This is a genomic window from Paraburkholderia sp. MM5496-R1, assembly GCF_050436205.1.
GTDB lineage: Bacteria > Pseudomonadota > Gammaproteobacteria > Burkholderiales > Burkholderiaceae > Paraburkholderia > Paraburkholderia tuberum.
Genome location: NZ_JBNDLT010000002.1, coordinates 3,248,808 through 3,269,007, shown reverse-complemented (window position 1 = coordinate 3,269,007; position 20,200 = coordinate 3,248,808). Strand labels below are relative to the sequence as shown.

At 66.0% G+C, this 20,200-nt stretch carries 16 protein-coding genes and 1 pseudogene; 7 read left to right on the top strand and 10 right to left on the bottom strand.

All coding sequences use genetic code 11. The annotated features are described in order from the left end of the window. The first annotated feature begins 68 nt into the window (after nt 1–68). From OKW38_RS22185 to OKW38_RS22170, 4 genes are all read left to right on the top strand, one after another. Nucleotides 69–566, top strand: a complete 498-nt coding sequence (locus tag OKW38_RS22185; RefSeq protein WP_090801688.1) for a Fur family transcriptional regulator — start codon at nt 69–71, stop codon at nt 564–566. Between the two features lie 101 nt (nt 567–667). Continuing rightward, nucleotides 668–1,657: a metal ABC transporter solute-binding protein gene (locus OKW38_RS22180; protein ID WP_429363057.1), complete on the top strand. Its 990-nt coding sequence runs from the start codon at nt 668–670 to the stop codon at nt 1,655–1,657. After that, entirely contained in the window at nt 1,654–2,622 is a 969-nt protein-coding gene (locus OKW38_RS22175; RefSeq protein WP_429363055.1) for an ABC transporter ATP-binding protein, read from the top strand. The genes OKW38_RS22180 and OKW38_RS22175 overlap by 4 nt, the downstream gene beginning before the upstream one ends. Continuing rightward, complete coding sequence (locus tag OKW38_RS22170) at nt 2,615–3,397, top strand: metal ABC transporter permease (RefSeq protein ID WP_429363053.1); 783 nt, start codon at nt 2,615–2,617, stop codon at nt 3,395–3,397. The genes OKW38_RS22175 and OKW38_RS22170 overlap by 8 nt, the downstream gene beginning before the upstream one ends. Before the next feature lie 83 nt (nt 3,398–3,480). Here the strand turns inward: OKW38_RS22170 and fghA are convergent, their stop codons facing one another. The 3 genes and pseudogenes from fghA to OKW38_RS22155 all read right to left on the bottom strand — a co-directional run bounded on the left by fghA (nt 3,481) and on the right by OKW38_RS22155 (nt 7,085). Further along, nucleotides 3,481–4,332 carry an S-formylglutathione hydrolase gene (gene fghA, locus OKW38_RS22165; RefSeq protein WP_429363051.1) on the bottom strand — a complete coding sequence of 284 codons (852 nt, stop codon included), beginning with the start codon at nt 4,330–4,332 and terminating at the stop codon, nt 3,481–3,483. 15 nt (nt 4,333–4,347) lie between these two features. After that, nucleotides 4,348–5,454: an S-(hydroxymethyl)glutathione dehydrogenase/class III alcohol dehydrogenase gene (locus OKW38_RS22160; protein WP_184023024.1), complete on the bottom strand. Its 1,107-nt coding sequence runs from the start codon at nt 5,452–5,454 to the stop codon at nt 4,348–4,350. 163 nt (nt 5,455–5,617) lie between these two features. Beyond that, nucleotides 5,618–7,085 (bottom strand): annotated as a pseudogene (locus OKW38_RS22155) (xylulokinase). 466 nt (nt 7,086–7,551) lie between these two features. Here OKW38_RS22155 and OKW38_RS22150 point away from each other — a divergent pair. Next, complete coding sequence (locus OKW38_RS22150; protein WP_090805449.1) at nt 7,552–8,961, top strand: nucleobase:cation symporter-2 family protein; 1,410 nt, start codon at nt 7,552–7,554, stop codon at nt 8,959–8,961. A 115-nt stretch (nt 8,962–9,076) separates the two neighbouring features. Here the strand turns inward: OKW38_RS22150 and OKW38_RS22145 are convergent, their stop codons facing one another. From OKW38_RS22145 to OKW38_RS22135, 3 genes are read right to left on the bottom strand one after another with little or no spacing between them, the layout of a single operon-like run. Further along, entirely contained in the window at nt 9,077–10,597 is a 1,521-nt protein-coding gene (locus tag OKW38_RS22145; protein WP_429363049.1) for an efflux transporter outer membrane subunit, read from the bottom strand. 1 nt (nt 10,598) lies between these two features. Beyond that, a complete protein-coding gene (locus OKW38_RS22140; RefSeq protein ID WP_090801699.1) occupies nt 10,599–13,829 on the bottom strand; it encodes an efflux RND transporter permease subunit in 3,231 nt (1,076 codons plus the stop codon). Nucleotides 13,830–13,847: 18 nt separating this feature from the next. Further along, nucleotides 13,848–15,071 carry an efflux RND transporter periplasmic adaptor subunit gene (locus OKW38_RS22135; protein ID WP_090801700.1) on the bottom strand — a complete coding sequence of 408 codons (1,224 nt, stop codon included), beginning with the start codon at nt 15,069–15,071 and terminating at the stop codon, nt 13,848–13,850. Between the two features lie 428 nt (nt 15,072–15,499). On the opposite strand from OKW38_RS22135, the gene OKW38_RS22130 reads away from it, so the two are divergent. Continuing rightward, nucleotides 15,500–16,141, top strand: a complete 642-nt coding sequence (locus OKW38_RS22130) for a TetR family transcriptional regulator (protein ID WP_090801703.1) — start codon at nt 15,500–15,502, stop codon at nt 16,139–16,141. A gap of 92 nt (nt 16,142–16,233) precedes the next feature. Here OKW38_RS22130 and OKW38_RS22125 read toward each other — a convergent pair whose 3' ends face one another. After that, complete coding sequence (locus OKW38_RS22125) at nt 16,234–16,872, bottom strand: cysteine hydrolase family protein (protein WP_090801705.1); 639 nt, start codon at nt 16,870–16,872, stop codon at nt 16,234–16,236. 170 nt (nt 16,873–17,042) lie between these two features. Here OKW38_RS22125 and OKW38_RS22120 point away from each other — a divergent pair, with 170 nt between their 5' ends. Then, the gene (locus OKW38_RS22120; protein ID WP_429335271.1) at nt 17,043–18,038 is read left to right on the top strand and encodes a helix-turn-helix domain-containing protein; all 996 of its coding nucleotides are present in this window, start codon (nt 17,043–17,045) and stop codon (nt 18,036–18,038) included. 107 nt (nt 18,039–18,145) lie between these two features. Here the strand turns inward: OKW38_RS22120 and OKW38_RS22115 are convergent, their stop codons facing one another. The 3 genes from OKW38_RS22115 to OKW38_RS22105 form a co-directional block, all read right to left on the bottom strand. Beyond that, the gene (locus OKW38_RS22115; RefSeq protein ID WP_429363047.1) at nt 18,146–18,868 is read right to left on the bottom strand and encodes a CoxG family protein; all 723 of its coding nucleotides are present in this window, start codon (nt 18,866–18,868) and stop codon (nt 18,146–18,148) included. 34 nt (nt 18,869–18,902) lie between these two features. Next, nucleotides 18,903–19,283 carry a DUF427 domain-containing protein gene (locus OKW38_RS22110; RefSeq protein WP_090801710.1) on the bottom strand — a complete coding sequence of 127 codons (381 nt, stop codon included), beginning with the start codon at nt 19,281–19,283 and terminating at the stop codon, nt 18,903–18,905. A gap of 147 nt (nt 19,284–19,430) precedes the next feature. Next, entirely contained in the window at nt 19,431–19,925 is a 495-nt protein-coding gene (locus tag OKW38_RS22105; RefSeq protein WP_184058311.1) for a carboxypeptidase regulatory-like domain-containing protein, read from the bottom strand. Nucleotides 19,926–20,200 lie beyond the last annotated feature (275 nt).

The following is a 20,200-nucleotide window of genomic DNA, read 5'->3' as shown; positions in this document are numbered from 1 at the left end:
CGCGCTACGTTATATCATTTCGACCTTGCAGCCCGCTCGGGGGCCGCCATGTCAGGAGATTCACGCCGATGACTACCTCGCTCGCCGAACAGCACGCCATGCGGCTCGCGCATGCGGACGCGCACGCCGCGGCGCAGGGACTCGCGCTGACGCCGCTGCGCCGCCAGGTGTACGCGGCGATCGTCGCGAGCGAGCGGCCGGTCGGCGCGTACGAGTTGCTCGACGCGCTCGCCCCCGAGCGCGGTCGCATGCCGCCGACCACCGTCTATCGCGCGCTCGACTTCCTCGTCGCGCACGGCTTCGTGCACCGGATCGAATCGAAGAACGCGTTCGTCGCCTGCTGCGAAATCGGCGTGCCGCATCGCAGCCAGTTCCTGATGTGCGACGGTTGCGGCGCGACCGTCGAGATTCCCGGCGACGAGCTCGCCGACCGCCTGTCGCACAGCGCACCCGCGCATGGCTTCGAGGTGCATCGTCAGGTGATCGAGCTAAGTGGACTGTGCGGGCCATGTGCGCGAGCGGCGAAGCCTGACGGCGCCGGCGGCGCAGCAGGCAATTCGTCGTGATCAGAGGCGCGGCGCCGCGCTAAGCGGCCACCCCGTGCCACCCGTATTTGGCCTTGCCACCGCGAGTGGCTGATTCAACTCTCACCCAGCAGGAAACAACGATGAAAACAATCGGTTCGATGTTGTCCAGAGCGCACCGCGCGCTGAAGCGTTCGACGTCTGTGCGCACCCATCTGTGCACCTGCCTGCTCGCGATCGCGGCGCTCGGCTTCGGCCACAACGCGTTCGCCGCCGACGCGAAAATTCCGGTCGTCGCCGCGGAGAACTTTTATGGCGACGTGGTCCGGCAACTCGGCGGCGATCGCGTCGACGTGACCAGCATCCTCAGCAACCCGGACCAGGACCCGCATCTGTTCGAAGCGAGCCCGGCCACCGCGCGCGCGTTGCAGCATGCGAGCCTCGTCGTCTACAACGGCGCCGACTACGATCCGTGGATGGTGAAGCTGCTGGCCGCGTCGAAAGGCGCGCATCGCACGGTGATCATCGCGGCCGACCTCGTCGGCAAAAAAGGCGGCGACAATCCGCACCTGTGGTACGACCCGGCGACGATGCCGAAAGTCGCGCGCGCGGTCTGCGACGCACTCAGCGCTGCTGACCCGGCGCACAAGTCGGCCTACGATGCGAACCTCGCGAAGTTTCTCGATTCGCTGAAGCCGATCGACGCGAAGGTCGCCGAGCTGCACGGCCGCTATGCGGGCTTGCCGGTCACGGCGACGGAGCCGGTGTTCGGCTATATGTCTGACGCGATTGGCCTCGCCATGCGCAACCAGCGCTTCCAGCTCGCCACGATGAACGACACCGAAGCGAGCGCGGCCGATATCGCCGCGTTTGAACGCGATCTGCGCGAGCGGCGCGTGCGCGTGCTGATCTATAACAGCCAGGCCACCGAGGCGCTGACCAAACGCATGCTGAAGCTCGCGCAACAATCGAAGGTACCGACGATGAGCGTCACCGAAACCCTGCCGGCCGGCAAGACCTATCAGACGTGGATGCTGACGCAGCTCGATGCGTTGCAGAAAGCGCTCGCGGCGGGTGACACGAACGGCGCGATCGGCGCGACCAGCGCGAGCGCGAAAGGCAAGGCTCCATGATTCCGACTGGCCATCAAACGCCAGCAGGTGCGCAATCAGGCGCACCCACCGCGCGCGGCGACCGGCCCGTGCTCGAACTCGACAACGTGACGCTCGATCTGGGCGGCCGCACGATCCTGCGCGACACCAGCTTCGTCGTGAACCAGGGCGAGTTCATCGGCGTACTCGGGCCCAACGGCGCGGGCAAGACGACGCTGATGCGCGCGGTGCTCGGCCTCGTGCCGGCCGTGGGCGGCGCGATCCGCGTGCTCGGGCAGACGGTCGAGCGCGGCAACGCGTCGATCGGCTATATGCCGCAGACGCGCAGCGCGCTCGCCGGCCGTCGCGTGCGCGGCCGCGATCTGGTCGCGATGGCAGCCGATGGTCATCGCTGGGGCTTGCCGCATGCGGATGCAAAAACGCGCGCGGACGTCGATCGGGTGCTCGAGCTCGTCGGCGGGACGACTCTGTCGAAGCGGCCACTGTCGGAGTTGTCGGGCGGCGAACGGCAGCGGCTCCTGCTCGCGCAATGCCTGCTCGGCAATCCGAAACTGCTGCTGCTCGACGAACCGTTGATCAGTCTCGATCCGCATCACCAGAAGAGCGTCGTCGAACTGGTGCGGCGCGTGCAGCAGGAGCTCGGCATCGCGGTGCTGTTCTCCGCGCACGAACTCAATCCGCTGCTGAACTCGATCGATCGCGTGCTGTATCTCGGCAGCGGCGTCGCGGCGCTCGGCACCGTCGACGAAGTGATCACGCGGCCGGTGCTGTCGCGTCTGTACGGCTCGCCGATCGACGTGATGCGCGTGAACGGCCGCATCTTCGTGATGTCGGGCGGCGTCGAAGTCGAGAAGCACGAACACGAACACGATCACGATCACGGGCACGAACACGACGAGGACGGCGGACATACGCATTCGCACAGCCACTCACACAGTCGCCCAGACCCGCACGACTCACGCGACGGACACACGCACGATGTTTGAATACGATTTCATGGTGAACGCATTCGCGGCCTCGGGGATCGTCGCAGTGCTGGCCGGCGTGGTCGGCTATTTTCTCGTGATGCGCGGACAGACGTTCGCGGGCCACGCGCTGTCGCACGTCGGCTTCACCGGCGCGACCGGCGCGGTGCTGATCGGCATCCCGCCTATCTGGGGGATGATCGGCTTCACGCTCGCGGCCGGTGTGGGCATGGGCGCGCTCGGCGAGCGGCTCGCCGGCCGCGACGTCGCGATCGGCGTAATCCTTTCCTTGTCGCTCGGCTTTGGGCTGCTGTTTCTGCATTTCTTCACCGCCTACGCGACGCAGGTGACGGCGCTGCTGTTCGGCAACGTGCTCGGCGTCAATGCAGCGACGCTCGGTGTGCTCGCGGCGTTGGGCGTCGTCAGTCTGGCCGCGCTCGCGGCCATCATGCGGCCGCTGCTGTTCGCGTCGCTGCAACCGGAGCTGGCCGAAGCGAAGGGCGTGTCGCTGCGCCGCGTGTCGGTGCTGTTTCTCGCGATCGCCGCGCTGGCCGTCGCCGCTTGCACGCAGATCGTCGGCGTGCTGCTCGTGTTCACGCTGATGGTGGGGCCGGCCGCCGCCGCGCAGAACCTGAGCACGCGGCTGTCGACGGGTCTCGTGCTCGCGGCCGTGTTCGCGCTCGCGCAGGCGTGGCTCGGGCTGACGCTCGCGTTCTATACCGATTGCCCGACGAGCTTCTGGATCACCGCGTTGTCGGCGGTGGTGTATGGCGGGAGTCTGTTGAAGCGGCATTGAGCGGCGCTTACGCCAATCAAATGAAAAAACGGCGGCACATGAAGTGCCGCCGTTTTTTTTTGCCCCGCGTTTTACGACGTTGTTCAGCCGAGCAACGCCTTCGCGTGATGCGCGAGATGATCCTCGACGAACGTCGAGATGAAGTAGTAGCCGTGGTCGTAACCCGCATGCCGGCGCAACGTCAGTGGCTGACCCGCGGCCTTGCACGCCGCTTCGAACACGTCGGGATTGAGCTGCCTGGGCAGGAACTGATCCGCGAGCCCCTGATCGACGAGAATCCCTTCCGCGAACTTGTGCGTCGCGTGCGAAACCAGCTCGCTCGCGTCGTACTGCTTCCACGCTTCACGGTTCTCGCCGAGATAACCGCTAAACGCCTTCTCGCCCCACGGACAACGCATCGGCGCCGCGATCGGCGCGAACGCCGACACCGACCGATAAATGTCCGGATTGCGCAGCGCGAGCATCAGCGCGCCGTGCCCGCCCATCGAATGACCGAAGACGCCGAGACGCGCGCCATCGATCGGCACGTTCGCAAGCGCCGTTTCGCGCAGCTCGTCGCGCACGTACGAGTACATGCGGTAGTTCCGCGCCCACGGCTCCGCGGTCGCGTCGACATAAAAGCCCGCGCCGACGCCGAAGTCCCACGCATCGCACTCGCCTGGCACGCCCGCGCCGCGAGGGCTCGTATCCGGCGCGATCAGCGCGATGCCGTGCCGGGCCGCGAAGCGCTGCGCGCCGGCCTTGATCGCGAACGTCTCTTCGGTGCAGGTCAGCCCCGCGAGGTAGAACAGCGCGGGCACCTTCGCATTGCCCCGCAGCGCCTGCGGCGGCAGATAGACCGAGAAGCGCATCGGCAGACCGATGGTGCGCGACTCGTGCCGGTAAAAGCGCTGCTCGCCGCCGTGGCAGGCGTGCGACGATAGTAGTTCGAGCATCGCGACGCTCCTCGCTTAGTAGAGCACGACCGAGCGGATCGACTCGCCCTTCTTCATCAGCTCGAAGCCCTCGTTGATGCGCTCGAGCGGCAGACGGTGCGTAATCAGATCGTCGATATTGATCTTGCCTTCCATGTACCAGTCGACGATCTTCGGCACGTCGGTGCGGCCTCGCGCGCCGCCGAATGCCGAGCCCTTCCACTCGCGGCCCGTCACCAGCTGGAACGGCCGCGTGCTGATCTCCTCGCCCGCCGCCGCGACGCCGATGATGAACGACTGCCCCCAACCCTTGTGCGTGCATTCGAGCGCCTGGCGCATCACCTTCACGTTGCCGATGCATTCGAACGAGTAGTCGGCGCCGCCGTCGGTCAACTGCACGATGTGATCGACGACGTTCTCGACTTCGTTCGGGTTGATGAAGTGCGTCATGCCGAACTTCTTCGCGAGTTCGACGCGGCCCGGGTTGAGATCGACACCGATGATCTTGTCCGCGCCGACCATCTTCGCGCCTTGAATGACGTTCAGCCCGATACCGCCGAGCCCGAACACCACCACGTTCGCACCCGCCTCGACCTTCGCCGAATACACGACCGCGCCGACGCCGGTCGTCACGCCGCAGCCGATGTAGCAGATCTTGTCGAACGGCGCGTCTTCACGCACCTTCGCGACCGCGATCTCCGGCACGACGATGTAGTTCGAGAACGTCGACGTGCCCATGTAGTGAAACAGCGGCTTGCCATCGAGCGAGAAGCGCGAGGTCGCGTCGGGCATCAGGCCTTTGCCCTGCGTCGCGCGGATCGCCTGGCAGAGATTCGTTTTGCGCGACAGGCAGAACTTGCACTGACGGCATTCGGGCGTGTAGAGCGGAATCACGTGATCGCCCTTCTTCAGCGTGCCGACGCCCGGCCCGACATCGACGATCACGCCCGCGCCTTCGTGGCCGAGAATCGCCGGGAAGATGCCTTCGGGATCGGCGCCCGACAGCGTGTAGTAGTCGGTGTGGCAGATGCCCGTCGCCTTCACTTCGATCAGGACTTCACCGGCGCGCGGACCTTCGAGATCGACTTCCTCGATCGTCAACGGGGCGCCGGCTTTCCATGCGATTGCTGCTTTGGTCTTCATCGTCAATGCTCCTGTGAGTCCGTGAGTCCGTGAGTGCGTGAATGCGAAATGGCATCGCGTGCCGGCGACTAGGTGGCGCGCGAAAAGCGTCATGGTATTGCATAGCGCGTGAAGGCTGCCTCGCCGATGGCTGCGCTCGGCACCGTGTTCAACGCCGTCGCTGTCACTTCGCTTCGCACGGCGCGCTACCACCGAACCACGGCTCGACCCGGCCATACAGATCGACGAAGCGCGCATAGCGTTCAGCAAGCGCCGCATCGCCGCGTGGACCCGCGACGCGCGTCGCGCCCGGCGCGAGCGCGGCGAGATCGCGCGTCTGCCAGTGGCCGCACGCGAGACCGCCGAGGATCGCCGCGCCGCGCGGCGCCGCGTTCGGGCAATCGACCGCATGCAGGTCGACGTCGAGCGCATCGGCGAGCAGTTGTCGCCAGCGCGCGTCGACGGAGCCGCCGCCCGCGAGCTTGAGCGCCGTCACCGGCGCGCCGCTCGCGCGAATTGCGTCGAGCCCCGCGCGCAACGAGAACGCGACGCCCTCGAACGCGGCACGCATCATCGCGCCGCGCGTATGCTCGAGCGACAAACCGAGCCAGCCGCCCGCGCGCCTGCGGGTTCAGCCACGGCGTGCGCTCGCCGGTCAGGTACGGCAGGAAGCTCAGCGTCGACGCCACTTCAGCGGCGGCATGAGCGCTTGCATCAGCCGCATCGTCAAATGCCTCTCGGTAAGCCTCCGCCCACCCAAACGACAGCCACCCGCGCACCCGCTCCAGCGCGATGCCGACGTTCTGCATCGCCGCCATCCGATACCAGTGATCGCTCGCCGCGCGATAGCGATGCAAGCCCTTCAGCGGCGCAGGCTCGTCGTTCGCGAGCACGACGATCTGTCCGCCGGTGCCGGTCGTCAGCAGCGCGTCGCCGTCACGCACGAGTCCGCTGCCGAGCGCCGCGCACGGCGTATCCGCGGCGCCGGCTGCGAGCACGATACCGGCCCGTAAGCCAAGTGCCTGCGCGGCCTGCGGCGACAGCGCGCCCGCCGCCGCATACGACGGCGCCACAGGCGCGAACCACTCGGGCGGAATCTCGAGGCGTTGCAGCAGCGCCGTGTCCCACGCGCCGGCGGGATCGGCGAGCGCGGTCGCGCACGCGTCGGACGCATCGGTCACGCACGCGCCGCCGAGCGCGACGCGCAGCCAGTCCTTCGGCTGCAGCGCCCAGCGCGTGCGGCGCGCGGCATCCGGCTCTTGCAGCACGAGCCAGCGCAGCAGCGGTCCGGCCATGCCGGGCGCGACCGGATTCGGTTGCGGCTCGGGCCACGCGTCGAGCATGGCGAGCGCGCGCGAGTCGGGCCACAGCATGGCGCGCCGCACCGCTGCGCCGTTTGCATCGAGCAGCACGACGCCGTGCATCTGGCCAGACAAGCCAATCGCGCGCACGCCGTCACGCAGCTCGCGCGGCAGGCCCGCCATCGCATGGACGAGCGCGTTCCACCAGGTCTCGACGTCGATTTCGGCCCAACCCGCGTGCGGCGTAACGAGCGCATAAGCGACGCTCGATACCGCCTGCTCGCGTCCATGTTCGTCGACGATTGCCGCTTTCAGGGAGCCGGTGCCGAGATCGATGCCGAGAAAACTCATGAGCGCAGGGACGTTGAAACGAGGTGAAGAAGGAGCCAGCGAGACTGGCGACGAAGTGGGAAAGCGAAGCTCAAAGGCGAAGCTGCACAGACGTCGCGAACGTTGAACAAACGGCTCGGAAAACACGCGAAAAAAAACCATTCGCGGGTTAACCCCGCCGTGCTGCGAGCGTCATCAAAACAGGACTATGCGTGAAGCGTGATACACGTCATTGATTCTCACACATATCCCCTCGCGCGACGAACCCGCGCCGCGCACGCCATGCACCGCCCGCGGCCCCCACTGCATAGGGTTCTCTGGCATCCGACGGCCGATCCGTCCCACGCGTGGCTTTAATTTGCCTTTCAAAACAGGTCTCTGCATATCGCCGCCGGGAATGCCGGAATAGCCACGTATGGTCTTGTTGCGACTTTTCGTCCCCGATACCTTGGAGTCATCCCAAAACGAGATGGTGGAGACAGACGATATGCAAGCGAACACGGTTCACCCGTGCGACGAGCGCCTACCGGCGGGCCAGTTGCTCACTCTCGGCATCCAGCACGTGCTGGTCATGTACGCTGGCGCGGTCGCGGTGCCGCTGATCATCGGCGCGGCGCTGAAGCTGCCGAAAGACCAGGTCGCCTTCCTGATCAGCGCCGATCTGTTTTCCTGCGGCATCGCCACGCTGATCCAGACGCTCGGACTGTGGATCTTCGGCATCCGCCTGCCCGTCATCATGGGCTGCACGTTCGCGGCCGTCGGCCCGATGGTCGCCATCGGCACCAATCCTTCGCTCGGCATCCTCGACATCTTCGGCTCGACGATCGCGGCCGGCGTGATCGGCATTCTGCTCGCGCCCGCGGTCGGCAAGCTGTTGCGGTTCTTCCCGCCGGTCGTGATCGGCGTCGTGATTTCGGTGATCGGCCTGTCGCTGATGGAGGTCGGCATCAACTGGGCGGCCGGCGGTGTCGGCAATCCCGACTACGGCAATCCGATATATCTCGGCCTGGCGCTGCTCGTGCTGACGCTGATCCTGCTGATCAACAAGTTTGCCAGGGGGTTCGTCGCCAATATCTCGGTGCTGCTCGGCATCGTCGCGGGCTTCGCGATCGCGCTGATGCTCGGCCGCGTCAACCTGGACGGCGTCATGCACGCGCCGTGGGTCGGCTTCGTGATGCCGTTCCACTTCGGTCTGCCGCACTTCGATGCGCTGTCGATCGCGACGATGGTCACCGTGATGTTCGTCACGTTCATCGAATCGACCGGCATGTTTCTCGCGGTCGGCGACATGGTCGATCGTCCGGTCGATCAGAAAACGCTGGTGCGCGGCTTGCGCGTCGACGGTCTCGGCACGCTGATCGGTGGCATCTTCAACTCGTTCCCGCATACGTCGTTCTCGCAGAACGTCGGGTTGATCGGCGTGACCGGCGTGAAGAGCCGCTTCGTGTGCGCGATGGGCGGCGTGATCCTCGTGCTGCTCGGCCTCTTCCCGAAGATGGCGCAGGTGGTCGCGTCGGTGCCGGCGTTCGTGCTCGGCGGCGCGGGCATCGTGATGTTCGGCATGGTCGCGGCGAATGGCATCAAGGTGCTGTCGCGCGTCGACTTCGTGAGGAATCAGCACAACCTCTTCATCGTCGCGGTCAGCATCGGGCTCGGCCTCGTGCCGGTCGTCTCGCCGCACTTCTTCTCGCAACTGCCGCCGGCGTTGTCGCCGCTGCTACATAGCGGGATTCTGCTCGCGTCGGTGTCGGCGGTCGCGCTGAACCTGATCTTCAACGGCGTGAAGGGCGAGAAGATGGCGAAGAGCGAGCTTCGCCGCGCCGGGCACGATCTCGACGCCAGCGCGGGCGGCGCACCGCAGAGCAACGAGATGCTGCGGGCGGCGGATCTGCATTGAGCTTTTGATGCAGCGATGATGCGGCGAGCGGCACCGAACGCCGCGAATCAACAAAAACGCCACGGCATGCCGTGGCGTTTTTGCTTTACTTCAGCGGTTCATCGAGCCGCAGCGCTTAGCCTGCCGTCGCCGCCGAAGCCGCGACCGGTGCGCTCGCCGCACCGTAGTCGACCGGCGCGTCGGCGGGACGCGGCTGGTCGCCGTTGTGCTCGATCCAGCCGCCGCCGAGCGCCTGGTACAGCGTGACCAGGTTCTGCAGACGTTCCATGCGCGCGGTGACCAGCGCCTGCTGAGCCACGTACAACGAGGTCTGCGCGGTCAGCACCGAAAGATAGCTGTCGACACCGCTCGTATAACGGAGGGTCGACAGATCCAGCCGGCGCTGCTCGGCCGCGACATCCCGCTCGAGCGCCGCGATCTGCTGGTCGTACGTGCCGCGCGCGGCCAGTCCATCCGCCACTTCACGGAAGGCCGTCTGGATCGCCTTTTCATACGTGGCGATCTGCACGTTCTTCTCGATGTTGGCGAGATCGAGGTTGGCCATGTTCTGACCGCCCTCGAAGATCGGCAGCGTGATCGACGGCGCGAAGCTCCACGCCGCCGAACCCGGCTTGAACAGCCCGCCGAGCGTCGGGCTCAGCGTGCCGGCGCTGCCGGTCAGCGTGACCTTCGGGAAGAACGCGGCGCGCGCCGCGCCGATGTTCGCGTTGGCCGCGAGCAGATTTTCCTCGGCCTCCATGATGTCGGGACGGCGCGTCAGCAGATCGGACGGCAGGCCCGCCGGAATATCCGTGAGCAGGCTCTGGTCGCTCAGCGGCAGGCCTGGCGCAAGATCAGCCGGCAACGGCTCGCCGATCAGCAGCACCAGCGCATTGTCAGCCTGAGCCCGCAAACGCATCTGCGCCTGCAGGTCCGCGCTCGCGGTTTCGACAACCGTTTGCGACTGGCGCAGATCGAGTTCCGAACCGGTGCCGTTGTCGAACTGCAGCTTGGTGATCCGAAACGACTCCTGCGCCGTCTTCAGCGTGTTCTGCGTGACCTTCAGCAGATCGTCCAGTTCGAGCACCGTCATGTACTGGTTCGCCACCTGCGACACCAGCGCGATTTCCGCGGACTTGCGCGCCTGCGCGGTGCCGAGGTACGTGGCCAACGCCTGATCCTTCAGGCTCTGCACGCGCCCGAAGAAGTCGATTTCCCACGACGCGTTCAAGCCCACCGAATACGTGTTGCTAATCGTCGGGCCGTTGGGCAACGCCAGCAGATCGCGCGGCGTGCGCTGCCGGCTTTGCGAAGCCGCGGCGTCGAGCGTCGGGAACAGGCCCGCGCGCACGATACGGTACTGCGCCGCCGACGCCTGCATGTTCAGCACCGACACACGCAGATCACGGTTGTTCTTCAGCGCGATTTCGATCAGCTGCTGCAGACGCGGATCGACGAAGAAGTCGCGCCAGCCGATGTCGCCGGCAGCCAGGCCGTTCGCGCCGCGCGCGCCTTGCGCGCCCGGCTGCTGGTCGTACACGCCGCCCGTCGGGAAAGTCGCCGTCACGGGCGCGGCGGGCCGCTGGTAGTGCGGCGCCAGCGTGCAACCCGTGGCGAGCAGCGCGACCGCCACTGCAATCAAAGAGTGTTTTTGCATCTCAATGCCCATCCTTGCCCGAGCCATTGCCATCCGACCCGTCGGTCGTGCCACCCGCCGCGCCGCCTTGCGGATCGTGCGGATGGTGCTGTTCATAGTGGCGCAGCGCCTCATCCGGGTCTTCCTTCTCACCGCCGAACTTCGCGCGAATCACGACGAAGAACATCGGGATCATGAAGATCGCGAGGAAGGTCGCCGTCAACATACCGCCGATCACGCCGGTACCGATCGCGTGCTGGCTGGCCGAGCCCGCGCCGTTACTGATCGCGAGCGGCAGCACGCCGAGAATGAACGCGAGCGAGGTCATCAGGATCGGACGCAACCGCAGACGCGCCGCTTCGAGCGCGGCTTCGATCGGTCCCATGCCTCCACCCTGCTGCAGTTCTCGCGCGAATTCCACGATCAGAATCGCGTTCTTCGCCGACAGACCCACGGTGGTCAGCAGACCCACCTGGAAGAACACGTCGTTCTCGAGCCCGCGCAGCGTCGCGGCCAGCAGTGCGCCGATCACGCCGAGCGGCACCACCATGATCACCGAGAACGGGATCGACCAGCTTTCATACAGCGCCGCGAGACACAGGAACACGACGAGAATCGAGATGCCGTACAGGATTGGCGCCTGCGAACCCGACTGACGCTCTTGCAGCGACAGACCCGTCCACTCGTAGCCGACTCCCGCCGGCAGCTTGGTGACGATCTGTTCCATCGCCGCCATCGCCTGACCGGTCGACTTGCCCGGCGCGGCCGCCCCCTGGATTTCCACCGACGAAATACCGTTGTAGCGCTCGAGCTTCGGCGAACCGTAGGTCCACTCGGTGCTCGCGAAGGCCGAGAACGGCACCATCGCGCCCGCGCCGTTGCGCACGAACCAGGCATTCACGTCTTCCGGTTTCATCCGGAACGGCGCGTCGCCCTGCAGGTAGACCTTCTTGATCCGGCCGTCGGTGTCGAGGAAGTTGTTCACGTACGCCGAGGCCCATGCGATCGAGAACGTCTGGTCGATCGAGGCGAGCGACACGCCGAGCGCCGAAGCCTTCTCGTGGTCGATGCTCACCTTGAACTGCGGCGTATCGTTCAGGCCGTTCGGACGCACCTGCGCGAGCGTCGGATCTTTCGCCGCCAGGCCAAGCAGCATGTTGCGCGCTTCCATCAGCTTCGCGTGACCGATACCCGCGCGGTCCTGCAGCTGGAAGTCGAAGCCCGCCGCGGTGCCGAGTTCAGGAATCGACGGCGGATTGACCGGATACACGAGCGCGTTCTTGTAGCTGCTGAAGTGCATGAACAGACGCCCAACCAGTGCCTGCACCTTCTGGTCCGGGTGCTGGCGCTGCGCGTAGTCCTTCATCCGCACGAACACGAGACCCGCGTTCTGGCCACGACCCGCGAAGCTGAAGCCGTTCACCGTGAAGGTCGATTCGACGATCGCCTTTTCGTCGTTCAGCAGGTAGTCCGACACGTCCTTGAGGGCGCGCGCGGTGGTTTCCTGCGTGGAACCCGACGGCGTTTGCACCAGCACGAACATCGTGCCCTGGTCTTCGTCAGGCAGGAACGACTTCGGCAGACGCACGAACAGCAGCCCCACCGCGAAGATCACCACCATGTAGATGATGAGCCAGCGGCCCGAGCGCTTGATCACGTGGTGCACGCCCGAGTGGTACTTGTCGCGGCTCGTGTTGAAGGTACGGTTGAACCAGCCGAAGAAGCCGGTCGCTTTTTCGTGATGACCCTTCGGAATCGGCTTCAGGATCGTCGCGCACAGCGCCGGCGTCAGAACCAACGCGACGAGCACGGACAGCACCATCGCCGCGACGATCGTCAGCGAGAACTGCCGGTAGATCGCGCCGACCGAGCCGCCCGAGAATGCCACCGGCACGAACACCGCCGACAGCACGAGCGCCACGCCGACGAGCGCGCCGGTGATCTGGTCCATCGCCTTGCGGGTTGCCTCGCGAGGCGATAAGCCCTCCTCCTGCATCACCCGCTCGACGTTTTCCACCACCACGATCGCGTCGTCCACCAGCAGGCCGATTGCGAGCACGAGACCGAACATCGACAGCACGTTGATCGAGAAACCGACCGCGCTCATGATCGCGAACGTACCGAGCAGCACCACCGGCACCGCGATCGTCGGAATCAGCGTGGCGCGCAGGTTCTGCAGGAACAGGTACATGACGAGGAACACCAGCACGATACCTTCGAGCAGCGTCTTGACCACTTCCTCGATCGACAGGCGCACGAACGGCGTCGTGTCGTACGGGTACTGCACCACCAGGCCGTGCGGGAAGTACTTCGACAGTTCGGCGATCTTCGTGCGCACCGCCTTCGCGGTGGCGAGCGCGTTCGCGCCCGTGGCGAGCTGGATACCGAAGCCTGCCGTCGGCTGACCGTTGTACTTGGTGTCGAAGTTGTAATTTTCGCCGCCGAGCTCGACGCGCGACACGTCGCGCAGACGCACCTGCGAGCCGTCCTGATTCACCTTCAGCAGGATGTTGCCGAACTGCTCGGGAGTATTGAGCAGCGTGGCCTGCGTGATCGTGGCCTGCAGCACCTGGCCCGGCACCGACGGCGTGCCGCCGAGCGAGCCGCCCGCGACCTGCACGTTCTGCGCCTGCAGCGCGGTTTCGACATCGAGCGGCGTCAGACCGAAGTTATTCAGCTTGTTCGCGTCGAGCCAGATGCGCATCGCGTACTGCGAGCCGAACAGCGTCACCGTGCCCACGCCGTCGATACGGCTGATCGGATCCTGAATGTTCGACGCGACGTAGTTCGCGAGGTCGTACTTGTTCATGCTGCCGTCGGTCGACACGAACGCCATCACCAGCAGGAAGCTGCTGCTCGACTTCGTGACCTTGGTGCCGAGCTGCTGCACCGCTTGCGGCAGCAGCGGCGTGGCGAGCTGCAGCTTGTTTTGCACCTGCACCTGCGCGATGTCAGGGTTGGTGCCGGCCGCGAACGTCAGCGTGATGGTGGCCGTGCCCGAGTCGTCCGAGGTCGACGCGAGGTACAGCAGGTGGTCCAGACCACTCATCTGCTGCTCGATCACCTGCGTAACGGTGTTTTCCACCGTCTTCGCCGAAGCACCCGGATAGGTTGCGCTGATCTGGATGGACGGCGGCGCGATGGTCGGGTATTGCGCGATCGGCAGCGTGAACACCGACGCGATACCCGCGAGCATCAGGATGATGGCGATCACCCATGCAAAAATCGGGCGATCAATAAAGAACTTTGCCATGAGGCGGGCTCCCTGTTATTACGCGCCCGAAGCGGCGGAGGCAGGCTGAGCCGCGGGTTGACCTGTCTGGGCGCCGTTTGCGGCGGCCTCGGAAGCCGGGTTGCCGGGCAGTTGCGCCGGCACGGGCTTGACCTGCTGGCCGGGATGCGCCTTGTCGGTGCCCTGGACGATCACGCGGTCACCCGCCTTCAGGCCGTCCGAGACCACCCAGTACGAGCCGAAGGTGCCCGAGGTGACGAGCTGACGCAGCTCGACCTTGTTGTCGTTGCCGACGACGAGCGCGGTGGGCTGACCCTTCTGGTCGTGCGTGACGCCGACTTGCGGCACGATCAGCGCGTTCTGGTTGACGCCCTCGTCGATCTTCGCGCGCACGAACATGCCCGGCAGCAGCACGTGGTTCGGGTTCTTGAAGATCGCGCGCACCGTGACCGAGCCGGTGCCCTGGTCGACGGTCACGTCGGTGAACTGCAGCTTGCCCTTCTCGGAGTAGACGCGGCCGTCTTCCAGCACCAGCGTGACCTGCGCGGCGCCCGGACCGGTCGTCTTGAGACGCCCTTCCTGGACCTCGCGGCGCAGCTTCAGACCATCGAGGCTCGATTGCGTGAGGTCGGCGTAGACCGGATCGAGTTGCTGGACCGTGGCCATCAGCGTGGCCGCACTCTGCTGCACGAATGCGCCCGCCGTGACCTGCGACACGCCGATCCGGCCGGTCACGGGCGAGGTCACGTCGGTATAGCCGAGGTTGATCTGCGCGGTATCGACCGCGGCCTTGCCCGCGGCGACGTCGGCGGCGGCCTGGCCTTCGGCGGCGACCGCGTTGTCGTAATCCTGCTTGCTGACCGCGTTCGCCGCGACCAGCACCTTGTAGCGATTGGCCTGCGCGGTGGTCGTCACCAGGTTCGCCTGCGCCTTCGCGAGCGATGCCTTCGCGTTGTTCAACGACGCGATGTACGGCGCCGGATCGATCTTGTACAGACGCTGGCCGGCCTTGACCTCACTACCCTCGGTGAACTCACGGCGCAGCACGATGCCGTCGACCCGCGCGCGCACCTGCGCGACGAGGAAGGCACTGGTACGGCCGGGAAGTTCGGTGACGACGGGCACGGTCGTCGGCTGGAGGGTGACGACGCCGACTTCGGGCGTCTGTGGCGGCGGGGCAGATTGTTTTGGTCCGCACGCCGCCAGCAAGATGGCAGCCGTCGCGGCACTGATTAAGCGGAATGGAACCCGTTCGACGCGCATGGAGCGACCTCTGTCAAAGACTGAGTAATGAAAAAGTGCGCGCATCCCTACCCCGGGGACGACAGCGCACACAAGCGTCTCGCGACGCTCGACCGGAAGCCCATGGATGCAAACCTGCGCCTGCAGGGCACCCTGCTACGAATGCGCCATACCGGGGAATGCCGCGCAGCGCCGCCGTTTGGCGGCCGCGAAAGCGCTTTCGAAAGGCAACAGTGACGGATATTAACTGCTCGTCGCGGCTTGGGCTATGCGATCGTGGGGTGCTATTATATATACATTCATGAATGCATGTAAAAGTGCATTTATATCTTCCGAGGCTGGGGTACCGCAGATTCGCGTCGCAATTCGCTTCAGAAGTAGTCAAAGCGTCATCTGACTGACTTAAAACTGTCCGCATAAACCCCAGGATCAGCGCAGGCTACACCAATATGGTCAGAAGAACCAAAGAAGAGGCGCTGGAGACGCGCAACCGGATTCTCGACGCGGCCGAACAGGTCTTCTTCGAGAAGGGTGTATCGCGCACGTCGCTGGCCGATATCGCCCAGGCCGCCGGCGTCACGCGCGGCGCCATTTATTGGCATTTCGCGCATAAGAGCGAGCTGTTCACCGAAATGTTCGACCGCGTGCTGCTGCCGCTCGACGAACTGAAGGCGGCGTCGCTCGATCCCAACGAAGCTGATCCGCTCGGGCGCCTGATTGAAATCTGCGTGGTCTGCCTGCGCGACACTGCCAACGATCCCCGCCGCCGCCGCGTGTTCGACATTCTGTTTCTGAAGTGCGAGCTGGTCGAAGATATGGGGCCGGTGATGGAACGGTATCAGACCAATATGCGCGAGGGGCTCGCGAAGATCGAGGGCGGTCTGCGCAATGCGATCTCCAAAGGCCAGATGCCCGCCGACCTCGACACGAAGCTTGCCGCGGCGATGGTCCACGCGTTCGTCGGCGGTTCTTTGCGCGACATGCTGTTTTTGCCCGACGCGACCGACTTCGGCGCGCAAGCGCAGCAGATGGTGGAAGCGATGTTCGACGGCTTGCGCCTGAGTCCGGCGTTGCGCAGGAAGGCGGCGTAGAAGGCGCGCCAGGGTGACGGATTGGAACAGCGGGCGGTTCGGTGGACCGCCCGTTTCTGTTTTTGGACCGGACCACCGCCCCTGCGCCGGGTTCAGGCAACCGCCCGGCGCGCTCGCGCCGCCTGATTCGACGCATAGATGTTGCCGCGCTCGAGCGGCGCGCCGCTCTTTAGCGCCGCGATCCATTGATCGGTGCTTGCGACCGCCGCGAAGCGCGACTGCAGCACCACGCTGAACACGCGATGAATCTCCTCCGCGCTCGCGAAGCCCGCGCTGTTTTCATACGGCACCGAGCCGGTTGCGTCGTGCAGGAACTCGACGGCGAGGCCAGCATGCACCGCGTGGTTGATCGTCGAGGCATCGCAATTGTGGGTCATGTAGCCGGTGACGCTCAGCGTATCGATCTGCCGGGCGGCGAGCCAGTCGGCCAGATCGGTCCCAGCGAATGCGCTCGGCAGCGACTTCTCGACGAAATGATCATGAGCGCGCGAGCTCACGACCGTGTGCAGTTCCGCGCCCGCGCTGCCGCGCGCGAACAGCGGCGAGGTGGCGGGCGCGACGTTCTGCACGATCACGACCGGCACGCTGGCGGCGCGCGCTGCATCGATCGCGCGACCGATGTTGGCGAGCGACGTGCGCACGTCCGGAAATTCGATCGGCAGGTCGCCGCTCACGTATTCGTTCTGCACGTCGATGACGATCAGCGCACGGCGCGGCGCGGGTGTGCTCATGGCAAGGCTCCTGGTCAGGAAAAGCGGTCGATGGCGCGCGCCCAGCGCGGTGGCCGCGGCGCAACGGCAATGACGGCATTGTTGCTCCGCTGCCCGCCCGTCGACAGCGGCCCGAATGACAACCTTCGCTAGAATCGGGCCATACTTACGGCTTTCATGAGGCGCCCGGCATGACCACCCTCGCATCTTCCGACGACGTCTCCGATCAGGCGCCGCGCCACATCGTCGCCGTCGTCGCGTTCGACCGCATCAGCCCGTTCCATCTGTCGGTGCCGTGCGTCGTGTTCGGCGAGGACCGTCGCGCCGGCGGTGTTCCCGACTTCGACTTCCGCGTCTGCGCCGCGGAGACAGGCGCGCTGGCGACGACCGCGGGCTTCTCGATCGCGGTCATACACGGACTCGAAGCGCTTGCCGACGCGCAGACGATCATCGTGCCGAGCTGGCGCGATCCCGCCGAAACCCCGCCCGCCGCGCTGCTCGACGCGCTGAGGGCCGCGCATGCGCGCGGCGCGCTGCTCGTCGGCCTGTGCCTCGGCGCTTTCGTGCTGGCCGCCGCGGGCATCCTCGATGGACGGCCCGCCTCGACGCACTGGGCCTGGGCCGACGAGTTCGCGCGCCGCTACCCGCGCGTGCGGCTCGACGCCGACGTGCTGTACGTCGACGACGGCAACGTGCTGACCTCGGCCGGCACCGCCGCCGGCCTCGACTGCTGCCTGCACGTGCTGCGCAAGATCTGCGGCGCGCGGGTGGCGAACCACGTCGCGCGCCGGCTCGTCGTGTCGCCGCATCGCCAGGGCGGCCAGGCGCAATACGTGCAGCAGCCGATGCCGCCGAACCCGCGCGGCGATCGCCTGTCCGGCCTGCTCGACTGGGTGAGCGGCAACCTGGCCACGCCGCATACGCTCGACACGCTCGCCGCGCGCGCGTTGATGAGCCGCCGCACCTTCACGCGGCGCTTCCGGCTCGCGACCGGCACCACCCTCGGCGCGTGGCTCCTCGCGCAGCGGCTCGCGCGTGCGCAACAGCTGCTGGAAAGCACCGACGGGTCGGTCGAAGCGATCGCGGCGAGCGCCGGATTCGGCTCGGCCGCATCGCTGCGGCAGCATTTCGCGGACGCGTTTCGCACGTCGCCGAGCGCGTGGCGGCGGGAGTTTCGCGGGGATTAGATGAAGGCGGCGGGAGCACCGCTATTTCGTAATGCGTCACCGGGATTTCGTAGTCGCGCGGGATGTTTGTCGCGCGTTCCATCAGGGGCTGCGCGCGGCTCGCGGCCTCAATGCTCGCTGAACCAGCGCGCGACATACAACAATAGTGCGACCAGAAAGATCATCCCGGCCCACGCCCAGTACGGCACGACATGCTGACCGGGCTCGTGATGCGACCAGCTATGCGACGCGCTCGCCGCGCGCCCCGACAGCGCATGGCTGTGCTCGATGCGCGCTCGCCGCGCGATGCCGCCGAGCGTGATCGGCCGCAAAAACACGTACTGGCGACGCGGCGCCGTGCCACGCGCGCGGTTCGGCCCTTTGCCGTGCTTGGCGCGCACGACGGCGTCGAACTCGGCGAAAAAATCGTCGGCGATCTGACGCAAGGCGTTCTCGAGCTGGCGCGTCGGCAGCTCGGCGAGCGGTCCCGACGACGTCGCCCACAGTGTGTAGTCGATGCGCGTGCCCGGCTCCCGCCCCTCGTCCGCGCGCAAACGCACTTCGATCTGACCGCGCAATGCGCCGATGCCCTCGGCCCGGGCCTTGAAGTTGATGGTGCGGCGCTGCGCGTCCGCCGGGCCGGAATCCTGGCCGGCGACGTGCGCGCGCGCCTGATAATGCGCGCGCAACGGGCCGAGCGGCACGGTCATCGTCAGCGCGTATTCGCCGTGGTCGAGACGCACGAACGACTCGCAGTTGTCGAGGCTGGCACGCAACAGCGCGAGGTCCTGCAACGCGTCCCAGACCTCGGACGGCGCCAGCGGAATCCGTAACGCGTCGTTCAGTTCCATGACAACCTCCCCGATGAACGCGCCGACTGCGGGATCAGGACGTCTGATCGATGCGGTCGACGCGCGATGCGTAAAAAGCGAGATAGCCCTTGATGCGACTGACCTGCTCGAACGGCGCCTCGTAGCACCACACCGCGTTCTCGATCACGCCATCTTCGGTGCGCAGATGGAAGTACGACGCGTCGCCCTTGAACGGACAATGCGACGTGTGCGTCGAGCGTTCGAGCCGGGCCATGTTCACGTGCTCGCGCGGGAAATAGAACACGTCGGCGAGGCCGGTCTCCGATAGCGTCAGCGCGGCCTTGGTGTCGGCCATCGTCACGCCGCCGTGAATCACGCGCACGCGGTGACCGTTGTCGCGGATCACGATGGTATGGCCGTCCAGCCGTCCCGCAGATGTCGACGCATCGCTCATGTCCAGGCTCCGTGATGGGGTGGGTGCTGCACTGCCGGCTGTTGCCGCCGGAACGGCAAAGCCACGGGAGCTGCCCGTGGCTTCATTATCGGCCAAACTTCGGCCGATTGCGCAAGCTTGCTGCGCGGCGGCGGACCGATCGACCCGTTACTTCGCGTTCCAGATGAACGCGGATTTGACGTTGCCGTGCGCCGGCACGCTAACCGAGCGGGTTTGCTCGCTGTCGTTGTATTTCGCGTGCACCGTATAGCGGCCGGGGCTCAAGCGCACCAGCATGAACGGTCCGCGCGACGTCGTGTTCAGCACTTCGCCGTTATGGGCATCGACGATACGCACGTGCACATCCGCGAGAAACTCGGCGTTGGGTCCGGTGAAGCGCAACGTCAGTGGCCACTGGCTTTGCGCTTGTCGCAACGCCCGCGATTCGTCGAGGCCGACGCCGCCCGATACGTACGACACGTCGCCCTGCTGCTGGACTTGCGGCAGACCGCCGCCGTTGGTGTTGCCCGCGCTGGTGTTGTCGGTCGTCGAGCCACCGGTCACGCCCGCCTGCTGCGCGTACGCACCGCCCGCCAGTCCGAGCGCGAGCGCCGCGCACAGCGCGACGGCTACGATCCTTTGCTGATTGCGTTGGGTTTTCATTGGTTCGCTCTCCTTGTTGCAGTCCTTGCCCAGTCCCCGAACAGGCCCAAATGAAGGCCGAAGCAACCTGCGTGCCAACCATCCGGTTGCGTCGACTAGACATGCGCGACCGTGGCACCAAGCCGCGTGGCGCGTTTCGCCCTGCCCGCGCTGCTCGCCGTAGCACGGTGCGGACAGGCGAAAAAAAACCGGTCCTTGCAGTAAATGCAAAGGACCGGCAATCGCTACTACAGCTCAAACTGGGATGGGCGATCCGTTCGAACCGCCCGGATACT

Excerpts from the sequence above, each read along its gene's own strand:
- OKW38_RS22115 (WP_429363047.1), bottom strand. The coding sequence starts at position 18,868 with ATGGAACTGAACGACGCGTTACGGATTCCGCTGGCGCCGTCCGAGGTC.
- OKW38_RS22140 (WP_090801699.1), bottom strand. The coding sequence starts at position 13,829 with ATGGCAAAGTTCTTTATTGATCGCCCGATTTTTGCATGGGTGATCGCC.
- OKW38_RS22125 (WP_090801705.1), bottom strand. The coding sequence starts at position 16,872 with ATGAGCACACCCGCGCCGCGCCGTGCGCTGATCGTCATCGACGTGCAG.
- OKW38_RS22110 (WP_090801710.1), bottom strand. The coding sequence starts at position 19,283 with ATGAGCGATGCGTCGACATCTGCGGGACGGCTGGACGGCCATACCATC.
- OKW38_RS22130 (WP_090801703.1), top strand. The coding sequence starts at position 15,500 with ATGGTCAGAAGAACCAAAGAAGAGGCGCTGGAGACGCGCAACCGGATT.
- OKW38_RS22170 (WP_429363053.1), top strand. The coding sequence starts at position 2,615 with ATGTTTGAATACGATTTCATGGTGAACGCATTCGCGGCCTCGGGGATC.
- OKW38_RS22120 (WP_429335271.1), top strand. The coding sequence starts at position 17,043 with ATGACCACCCTCGCATCTTCCGACGACGTCTCCGATCAGGCGCCGCGC.
- OKW38_RS22150 (WP_090805449.1), top strand. The coding sequence starts at position 7,552 with ATGCAAGCGAACACGGTTCACCCGTGCGACGAGCGCCTACCGGCGGGC.
- OKW38_RS22180 (WP_429363057.1), top strand. The coding sequence starts at position 668 with ATGAAAACAATCGGTTCGATGTTGTCCAGAGCGCACCGCGCGCTGAAG.
- OKW38_RS22105 (WP_184058311.1), bottom strand. The coding sequence starts at position 19,925 with ATGAAAACCCAACGCAATCAGCAAAGGATCGTAGCCGTCGCGCTGTGC.
- OKW38_RS22160 (WP_184023024.1), bottom strand. The coding sequence starts at position 5,454 with ATGAAGACCAAAGCAGCAATCGCATGGAAAGCCGGCGCCCCGTTGACG.
- OKW38_RS22185 (WP_090801688.1), top strand. The coding sequence starts at position 69 with ATGACTACCTCGCTCGCCGAACAGCACGCCATGCGGCTCGCGCATGCG.
- fghA (WP_429363051.1), bottom strand. The coding sequence starts at position 4,332 with ATGCTCGAACTACTATCGTCGCACGCCTGCCACGGCGGCGAGCAGCGC.
- OKW38_RS22135 (WP_090801700.1), bottom strand. The coding sequence starts at position 15,071 with ATGCGCGTCGAACGGGTTCCATTCCGCTTAATCAGTGCCGCGACGGCT.
- OKW38_RS22175 (WP_429363055.1), top strand. The coding sequence starts at position 1,654 with ATGATTCCGACTGGCCATCAAACGCCAGCAGGTGCGCAATCAGGCGCA.
- OKW38_RS22145 (WP_429363049.1), bottom strand. The coding sequence starts at position 10,597 with ATGCAAAAACACTCTTTGATTGCAGTGGCGGTCGCGCTGCTCGCCACG.